This window comes from Teichococcus coralli (assembly GCF_009829925.1).
Classification (GTDB): domain Bacteria; phylum Pseudomonadota; class Alphaproteobacteria; order Acetobacterales; family Acetobacteraceae; genus Pseudoroseomonas; species Pseudoroseomonas coralli.
In genome coordinates this window covers 218,324-226,823 of the sequence record NZ_SNVJ01000008.1, presented here as the reverse complement: position 1 = coordinate 226,823, position 8,500 = coordinate 218,324, and the positions used below count along the sequence as shown (strand labels likewise).

Below are 8,500 nucleotides of genomic sequence, written 5' to 3'. Positions count from 1 at the left end.
AGATCCGGAGGTTCTGTTAGACGTTCTAATCCCCGCAATCCTCTGCAATCCCCGCTTTGCCCCGGTGGCGCCGGGGAATGCGCGGCGACACACTTGGGCCGGATCAGGAGGGTGGGAGATGGGCGACTACCAAACGGGCGTCCGGATCACGCTGCAGGGCGTGGACGACGCCGCCGTCGAGATGGCGGCCGATGAGCTGAAGCAGCGGCTGGGCGCGCGCTTCGCCGTCACCGCCCGGCGGCGGCGGCAGGGCCAGCCGGGCCTCAGCATCACCGCCACGATGCTGATGGCCTCCGCCGCCAATGTGGATGCGGCGGCGTCCGACCTGCTGGACCGCCTCTACGCCGGCCGGGGGTAGGCGGCGGAGCGAAGCGCGGGCGGCTGAATCCGGGCTCCACCGGGCGGGGAGGAGGCGCGATGCGCGCCCGCCGCGTTGCTCAGGCGCCCGGCCCGGCGATTCCGCCCCGCGCCGGAACACCGCCGTGGAGGCCGGCCTGCTGCGCGCGCGCGATGTCCTCGTTGAAGCCCATCAGGGCGAAGTTGCTCATTCGCATCGGGTAGAGAATGCCGTCGAGATGGTCGTTCTCGTGCTGCACGACGCCGGCATGGAAACCGCTGACCTCGGCGGAAACCGTGCGCCCGTCGCAATCCACGCCGGTGTAGCGCAGGCGCTTGTAGCGCGGCACGGCGGCGCGCAGACCGGGAATGGAGAGGCATCCTTCCCAGCGCAGGTGCTTCTCCTCGCCCAGCGGCTCGATCACCGGATTGATCAGCACGGTGTTGCCGACCACCGTGTCATCGGGCGCGCCGCTGGCGCGCTCCGCCAGCACCCGGAACACGAAGAGCCGCAGCGGCACATGCACCTGAGGCGCGGCGAGGCCGGCGCCGGGCGCGTCCTCCATGGTCTCGAACATGTCCCGCACCAGGCGGCGGATGTCCGGGGCGCCGGGATCCTCGACAGGCCGGCACTTCTCCAGCAGCACGGGGTGGCCCATGCGGGCGATCTTCAGAATGGCCATGGCGGGATCTCGCGTCGGAGGGATGGCACCGGCAGTGCGGAAGGACGCATGATCGGCCGGGCTCCCCGCGGCGGCAAGGGGAGGGCACGCCGCCCGGCGTCGCAGTTTTTGTGGCGACACGAAAAGAGGCGGCGGCCCGGTGCCACCGCCCCGCCCGGCTTACCTGCCCGGCCTGGCTGCCGTGATCTCGGAGAAACCCACCGCGCCGGCGCCGCCCGTGCGGTTCACCACGCCGATCGCCTCGTCCAGGTGCGGATTGGCCACGTTGGCGAAGGCGCGGGCCACGAGATCGGTGCCACCGCCGGCGGCACAGGGAACGATCGGCTCGATCGGCCGGCGCGGATAGGCCGTGGCGGCCTGCGCCTTCGTGCCGAACAGCGTCGTGGCGCCAGGCCGGCCATCACAGGTGCGGGCGGCGAGGGTGGGTCAGCATCAACGCCATGTCCGCTGGGTGTCCCGCCTCGCGGCGGAGGCGGCGATCGGAAAGGCCCCCGCCGCGCACAGCCGCGCCGGCCAGGGCAGGTGGTCCGGAGCGGCTCAGGCCGGGCGCAGCTCCCGCCAGGCCCCGATGAAGCGCTGTGCCGTGGCCGCGACCTCGGCGGCGGTCATGCCCGGCTTGTACAGCGCCGAGCCCAGCCCGAAGCCGGCCGCGCCGGCCTCCAGGAAGGGCGCCATGGTGGCGGGCGTGATGCCGCCCACCGGCAGCAGCCGCGTGCCCTTGGGCAGCACCGCGCGCATCGCCTTCACCACCGGTGGCCCGACCATCTCGGCAGGAAAGATCTTCAGCGCCGCGGCGCCTGCGGCCAGCGCGGCGAAGGCCTCGGTGGGGGTGGCGATGCCCGGCGTGCAGAGCAGGCCGGCCTTCGCCGCCGCCGCGATCACGGCCGTGTCGGCATGCGGCATCACCACCAGCTCGGCGCCGAGATCCGCAAGCCGGCCGACATCCGCCGCCTGCAGCACCGTGCCGGCGCCGACCAGCGCGTCCTGCGGCAGCAGGCGGCGGATGGCGGCGATGCTGTCGAAGGGCTGCGGCGAGTTCAGCGGCACCTCGATCAGGCGGAAGCCGGCCTCATAGAGCGCGGTGGCGACCGCCTCCGCCTCCTCGGGCCGCAGCCCGCGCAAGATGGCGACCAGCGGCAGTTGCGCGAAGGCGGCGTCGAGCCGGTCCTGCAGCGGGGAAGGGATCATGGCAGCGTCTCCTGCGCGCCGGGCGCCGGCGGCGCGACCAGCCCTGCGGCAATGGCGAAGTGGAACAGGCCGGCGGGGGCGGTGTTGCCGAGCTGCACCGCCGGCGGCGTGCCGAACTGTTGCAGCGCCGCCCCATAGCGGCGGCAGAGCGCGTCCTCGCCGACCAGCGCCAGCGGCGCGCCTTCCGAAGCGGCGCGCCGGGTGCCCGAAACAACCTCGTGCCCGATCAGCAGCGCGGAAAGGAAATCCCGGAGCGCCGCGGCCGGCAGCTCGCCGGTCAGGCCGAGGCTGCGGGCGGCGAAGATCTGGTGCGCAAGGTCCCCCGGAACGCTGTCGCGCGCCATGGCGATGCCACGCGCGAAGGCGGCCTCCGCCGCCTCGGGCGTGGCGGCCTCCTCGGTCATCAGGCGGCCGAGCAGCGAGTGGCGGCACAGCACGGCGAAGAGCTCGCCGGTCATGTAGGTGGCGAAGCGGATGATCCGCCCGTCCTCCACCACGACCCATTTGGAATGGGTTCCGGGCATCACCAGCAGGCTGCGCGCCGCCAGCCCGGGATGGGCCAGCAACGCCCCGGCGATCTGGATCTCCTCGCCCCGCATCACGTCCGGCGCCGCGCCCGGCGCGCGGCAGACCAGGCCGGGCGCGATCAGGATGCGCACCCCGCGCGCCGTGCCGACCTCGGCCGCCCCGGCCGCCAGCCGCCGGGCATCGGCGGGGCAGTCTGCATAGGCGGCTTCGCGCCAACCCTGGGCGCTGCCGACCATCCCTCCGGCCACCACCGGCAGGGCGGGGAAGCGGTCCAGCCACGCGCCGCACATCGCCGCGAAGGCGGCCTCGAATCCCGGCACGCCCGGCTCGGGCAGGTTGACGATGCCATGGCCGCTGCCGCGCTGTTCCAGCACGGCGCCGGCGCCGTCCATCAGGAAGCCGCGCAGGCTGGAGGTGCCCCAGTCCAGCGCGATCAGGGCGGGGGCGCAGCTCACCCCGGCCATCCCAGCTCGCGCGCGACGGCCTCCGCCGTGGCCCGCACCAGCGGCGCCACCGCCTCCAGCCGTTCCTCCGGCATGAAGGGCGCGGCGCTGGCCACGCTGATGGCGGCGACAACTTGGCCGCCCCAGTCATGCACCGGCGCGCCGGCACAACGGATTCCCACTTCGTTCTCCTCCAGGTCGAACACCACGCCGCGCGCGCGACAGGCCCGCATCCGCTCCGCATAGGCTTCCCAGGGAAGGGCAGGCGGGCGGTCCGGGCTGCGGGCGTTCAGCGCCAGGGCGGCCGCGTGCAGCTCGCGCCAGCGCGGCTCCGGCATGCCGAGCATCAGCGCCTTGCCGATCCCCGTGGTGGCGAGCGGCATGCGCTGCCCGACTCGGGAGGGCATCTCCAAACCGCGCGTGCCGGAGATCTTCAGCAAGGAGACCACCTCCGCGCCTTCGGCGATGCCGAGATGGATGGTGTCCCCGGTCCTGCGGGAGAGGGCCTCGCAATGCGGCTGCGCCATCGCGACCAGCGGCCGCTGCTCCAGCGCGCGCTGGCCGAGATGGATCGGCATCCGCCCGGGCAGATAGCCCCTGTGCGGCAGGTGGTGCAGGTGCCGGGCCGCGGCGAGGCTGCTGAGGATGCGGCGCGTCGTGCTGCGCGGCGTCCCGAGCCGTTCGGCGAGGCCCTGGGCGTCATGCGGGCCGGCGGCGACACACTCCCGCACCTTCAGGCCCCGCAGCAGGGTCTGCGTGCCCGCGGCGGAAGCGGCTGCCACCCCGCCTTCCGCCGGTTCGCCGCGCGCGTTCCGGCCTGCGACTGACATGCTTCTCCGCTCGCCGTCCTCGTTGCCGCGTATCCTGGAGCCGGCCCCCTCCTGGGTCAAATGGAGGAGGTGCAACCCACATCGTGGGAGAAGGCTGCTCGCCCCTGGCGAACGGCCGGCGGCAAGCTCCCCTGTGCTAGAGCATTTTCCGTTCGCTCTGGCTCACGGAAAACGCTCTAGCCGTTTGTTTCGACGAGCATCTTCACCCGCCCGATGATGCAATCGGAACGGGATCTGCTCCAAGGCGTCGAACCGGCAGGGACACCAGGCATCGCCGTTTCAAAGGGCGACGCTGATCGCCCCCGCCGCCGCCGTGAGCACCACCACCAGCCAGGCCGGCAGCCGCCACAGCACCAGCGCCGCGAAGGCGGCGAGCGCCACCGCGAAGTCCGCCGGGGTGTGCACGGCGGAGGTCCAGATCGGGTCGAACAGCGCCGCAAGTAGGATGCCCACGACCGCCGCGTTGACCCCCCGCAGCGCGGCCTGGGCCGCAGGGCGCCGGCGGAAGCCGTCCCAGAAGGGCAGCATGCCGTAGATCAGCAGCAGGCCCGGCAGGAAGATCCCGGCGAGCGCGATGCCCGCGCCCAGCGCCCCGTTCGGCCAGGACCCCTGCGCCGCCCCAAGAAAGGCCGCGAAGGTGAAGAGCGGCCCGGGCACGGCCTGCGCCACGGCGTAGCCGGCCAGGAAGGTGTCGGCCGGGATCCAGCCACTCGGCACGAAGGCGCGCTCCAGCAGCGGCAGGACCACATGGCCGCCGCCGAAGACCAGCGCGCCGGCGCGGTAGCTGGCTTCGGCCAGCGCCAGGGCGTGCGAGCCCGTCGCGATCGCCAGGGGACCGAGCCCGAGCAGCAGCGCGGCGAACACCCCCAGGGCGGCAAGGCCGTCGCGCGGACGGACGCGAAAGCCCAGCCGCGCGTCGCCCGCCTGGGGGCCCTCGCGGCAGAGCACGAAACCGGCCGCCGCCCCGGCGAGGATCACCGCCACCTGCGTGACCGCCGAGGGCAGCAACAGCAGCGCCAGCGCCGCCAGCACGGCCATGCTGGCGCGCCTGCGGTCCGGGCAGAGCGTGCCCGCCATGCCCCAGACCGCCTGCGCCACCACCGCGACCGCCACGAGCTTGAGCCCATGGACGATGCCCGCCCCGGTTCCGCTGCCGGCGAGACCCGCGCCATGAGCCGCCAGGAGCATCAGGAGGGCGGAAGGCAGGGTGAAGCCCAGCCAGGCCGCCAGCCCGCCCGGCAGGCCGCCGCGCAGCACGCCGATGGCGAAGCCCGTCTGGCTGCTGGCGGGCCCCGGCATGAACTGCGCCAGGGCGACCAGGTCCGCATAGGCGGCCTCGCTCATCCAGCGGCGCCGGGCGACGAACTCGCCGCGCAGGTAGCCGAGATGCGCGACCGGCCCGCCAAAGGACGTCAGCCCAAGGCGCAGGAAGATCAGCAGGATCCGGAAAAAGCCCTCCCGCGCCGGCGCGTGCACGGCGGCGGCGCCGGGCGTGGCGGCGGGGGCGCTGGTCTCGTTCACCTCGGTGCTTCCCTTTCCGGTGTGCCGGGCTAGACGGTCACGGGAACCTCCGCCAGGCCGGCGGTGCCGAATACCGAGCGGTAATGCGCGATCTCCCCGGGCGTTCCGGTGGCCTTGCTGAAGTTGTCGCTCAGCTTCACCGCCGGCTGTCCCTCCACCTCGGTGACCTTGCAGACCAGGCTGATCGGCGCGAATTCCGGCACCGCGACGGGCGCGCAGCCCGCGAAGTCGTTGGTCAGGTTGGTGCCGATTCCCGCGCTGATCCGGCAGCGCGGCTCATGGCGCCATTTCGCCGGGTCCTGGAAGTCGCGCGCGGACCGGAAGTCGCCCGGCGCGTGGCCCGGCTGGATCTGGCCGCCGAAGCGGGCATGCAGGCCCAGGATCAGGTCCACGTCGAGCGCATCGGAAGGCACCAGCAGCTTCTTCCGCGGGTCGCGCCCACGCCCCGCGAAGAAGGCCAGCGCCTCCTCGCCCCCCACATGGGGGTCCTTGCTGTCGAGCCGGACGCCTGTCCAGTCGGCCACCCAGTCCGGCGCGCCGCGGAAGAACTGGGTGGAGCCGTAGGTGTCGGGCAGCATGACCTGCATGGCCTTGCCATACATCTCCTGCCAGAGCCGCAGCACCTCGTACTGGGAGTCCTTCAGGCCGGTGGCCCCGAGCCGGCCGAGGCGGGCCAGCGCGGCGAGCACCATCGGCAGCTCGTGCGCGTTGGTGCCGATGGCCTCCAGATTGTGCTTGTGGGCCAGGTAGGTGTTGGAGGTGCCGGTGAAGCCGCCGGGCAGCTTGGCGGCGAGCAGCTCGACGACATACTCCTGCCACAGAAAGGAATGCCGCCGCCGGGTGCCGAAATCGGCGAACCGCAGGCCGGGGACGCCGGCGAGGCGCTCGACCTTGGACCAGAGCCGCGCCTTGGCGCGCGAGAACAGGATGTCGAGGTCCATCTCGTCCAGCCGGGCATAGCCGTGCCGGGTGCGCAGCTCGGAGACGATCGCCAGGGCGTGGATCTCCCACAGCGTGACCTCCTCCCAGCATCCCTCGAACTCCAGCCGTAGCTGCCCCTCCTCCCGGAGCAGCCGGTAGGGCGGCAGCGAGAAGCCGGCAAGCCACTCGATGAAGCCGGGGGAGAAGATGTTGCGCTCCCCGTAGAAGGTATTGCCGGCGAGCCAGATCAGCTCGGACCTGGTGAAGCGCAGTTCCCGGACGTGGTCGAGCTGCCGCCGCAGCTCCGTCTCGTCCACCACCTCGGCGAGGCGCACGCTCCGGCTGCGGTTGATCAGCGTGAAGCGCACCCGGGTGCCGGCGAAATGCTTCCAGATGAACTGCAGCATCGCCAGCTTGTACCAGTCGGTGTCCAGCAGGGAGCGCACGATCGGGTCGAGGGTCCAGTTGCGGTCATGCGCCCGCTTGGCGAGGTTGTGGATCACGGCCCCTTCTCCTGCGCCTCATCGCCTGCTTCGCTGTTTCAGCGCGCGAGGGCTGCCTGGGTTGCCGGCGGCGCGCCCGGCGCCCCGCCGCGTCGCGGCGGTTCAGGCGGAGTGCGCGACCTCCGCGCGGCGCGCCCGGCGGCGCGAGGCGTAGCCGCCGGAGAGCGCCATCGCGACGGTGATGGCCATGAACACCACGCTCGCCCCGAACACCCAGCGCGGCGCGCCATGGTCCAATATCCAGCCGAACAGCACCGGGCCGGCCACGCCGCCGATGTTGAAGCCGGTGGAAACGATGCCGAACACGCGCCCCGCCATGCCCGGCGGCGAGGCGGCGCGCACCATCATGTCACGCGAGGGGGTGATGGCGCCGGAAAGAAAGCCGGCGACGCCCATGGTCAGGATCAGCAGGGCGTTCGGCAAGTCCGCCAGCGCGACCAGCAGCACCAGCAGCCCGGTGAGACCGAAGGCCAGCCCGGTGACCTCGCCGTGCCGCCGCGTCCGGTCCGCCACCAAGCCGCCGGCCAGCACGCCGAAGGCGCTGGCCGCCAGATAGGCCGTCAGCGCCGCATTGGCCGCCGCCAGCTCGATGCCGTAGCCGCTGACGAAGGCGGCCACCGCGAAGTTCTGGATGCCGCCGTTGGAGAGGCTGAGCAGCACGTAGAACACCGTCAGCGACAGGATCGCCGGGCTGAACACCGAGAGCGCCGCCGCCGCGCCCGCGGGCGCCTGCCGGCCGGCACGCGGCGCCTGCGCGGCGGCGGAGGGCTGCTTCGCCGGCGCGCGGTCCAGCAGCAGGGGAAGGGCTGCCAGCGGGCCGATCGCGCCCGCCAGGATCAGCGCGGGTGCCAGCCCGGCCGTGGAGGCCACCGTCAGCATCACCGCCGGCGCGATCGCCCCGCCCAGGAAACCCGCGAAGGTATGGACCGAGAAGGCCCGGCCGATGCGAGACTCGTCGATGCCGGCGGAAAGCAGCGCGTAGTCCGCCGGGTGGTAGACGCAGTTCGCCAGCCCGGCCAGCGCCGATGCCGCCAGCAGCCAGGCATAGGTTTGGGCAAAGCTGAGGGAGATGAAGGCGAGGCCGCCGAGGCAAAGCCCCGCCACCAGCACCCGGCGATGGCCGATGCGGTCGGCCAGAAAGCCCATCGGCGCCTGCGTCAGGGCGGAGACGACGTTGAACACCGTGAGCGCCAGCCCAAGCTCCACGAAGCCCACGCCCATCCGGTCCCGCAGCAGGGGAAACAGCGGCGGCAGCACCAGGATGTGGAAATGGCTGACCAGGTGCGCGATGGAGACCAGGGTGAGCAGGCGGATCTCCTGGCCCGTCCAGCGCCGTCGCCGGTCGGGAGCGCCCCCGGCCATGGCCGCTGCCGGCCCTTGCCCTCCCCGCAGGACCGAGCTGTCCCCTCGAAGCACCGGCATGGATGACGTTCTCCCGATCATTCCGTGCATCCATGTGGGATGATGCCGCGGTTGTCGAGCCGATGGCTGCGCAGGCCAGCCTTGCCGCCCGGCAACCGAAGGGCGGCACGCGGGCTTCCACCAAC

The 8,500-nt window shown here is 72.8% G+C and carries 9 protein-coding genes; 1 reads left to right on the top strand and 8 read right to left on the bottom strand.

Annotated elements, in window-relative coordinates:
* Positions 1-118: 118 nt before the first annotated feature.
* The gene (locus E0493_RS11750; RefSeq protein ID WP_160937125.1) at positions 119-358 is read left to right on the top strand and encodes a hypothetical protein; all 240 of its coding nucleotides are present in this window, start codon (positions 119-121) and stop codon (positions 356-358) included.
* Positions 359-437: 79 nt separating this feature from the next.
* Here the strand turns inward: E0493_RS11750 and def are convergent, their stop codons facing one another.
* From def to E0493_RS11715, 8 genes are all read right to left on the bottom strand, one after another.
* Positions 438-1,019: a peptide deformylase gene (def, locus tag E0493_RS11745; protein WP_160937124.1), complete on the bottom strand. Its 582-nt coding sequence runs from the start codon at positions 1,017-1,019 to the stop codon at positions 438-440.
* A 159-nt stretch (positions 1,020-1,178) separates the two neighbouring features.
* Positions 1,179-1,304, bottom strand: coding sequence for a hypothetical protein (locus E0493_RS23725; protein WP_268894112.1), 126 nt, complete (start codon positions 1,302-1,304; stop codon positions 1,179-1,181).
* Between the two features lie 252 nt (positions 1,305-1,556).
* Positions 1,557-2,207, bottom strand: coding sequence for a 2-dehydro-3-deoxy-6-phosphogalactonate aldolase (locus E0493_RS11740; RefSeq protein ID WP_160937123.1), 651 nt, complete (start codon positions 2,205-2,207; stop codon positions 1,557-1,559).
* Positions 2,204-3,199 (bottom strand): 2-dehydro-3-deoxygalactonokinase, encoded by a 996-nt coding sequence (locus E0493_RS11735; protein ID WP_160937122.1) that lies wholly within the window; start codon positions 3,197-3,199, stop codon positions 2,204-2,206. Before E0493_RS11735 ends, E0493_RS11740 begins: the two co-directional genes overlap by 4 nt.
* Positions 3,187-3,960 carry an IclR family transcriptional regulator gene (locus tag E0493_RS11730; RefSeq protein ID WP_367614502.1) on the bottom strand — a complete coding sequence of 258 codons (774 nt, stop codon included), beginning with the start codon at positions 3,958-3,960 and terminating at the stop codon, positions 3,187-3,189. The genes E0493_RS11735 and E0493_RS11730 overlap by 13 nt, the downstream gene beginning before the upstream one ends.
* 327 nt (positions 3,961-4,287) lie before the next feature.
* Entirely contained in the window at positions 4,288-5,529 is a 1,242-nt protein-coding gene (gene chrA, locus E0493_RS11725) for a chromate efflux transporter (protein ID WP_456316346.1), read from the bottom strand.
* 29 nt (positions 5,530-5,558) lie between these two features.
* Positions 5,559-6,953 carry a nicotinate phosphoribosyltransferase gene (locus E0493_RS11720; RefSeq protein ID WP_160937120.1) on the bottom strand — a complete coding sequence of 465 codons (1,395 nt, stop codon included), beginning with the start codon at positions 6,951-6,953 and terminating at the stop codon, positions 5,559-5,561.
* 102 nt (positions 6,954-7,055) lie between these two features.
* On the bottom strand, positions 7,056-8,375 hold the full coding sequence (locus E0493_RS11715; RefSeq protein WP_235913714.1) for an MFS transporter: 1,320 nt from the start codon (positions 8,373-8,375) through the stop codon (positions 7,056-7,058).
* Positions 8,376-8,500 lie beyond the last annotated feature (125 nt).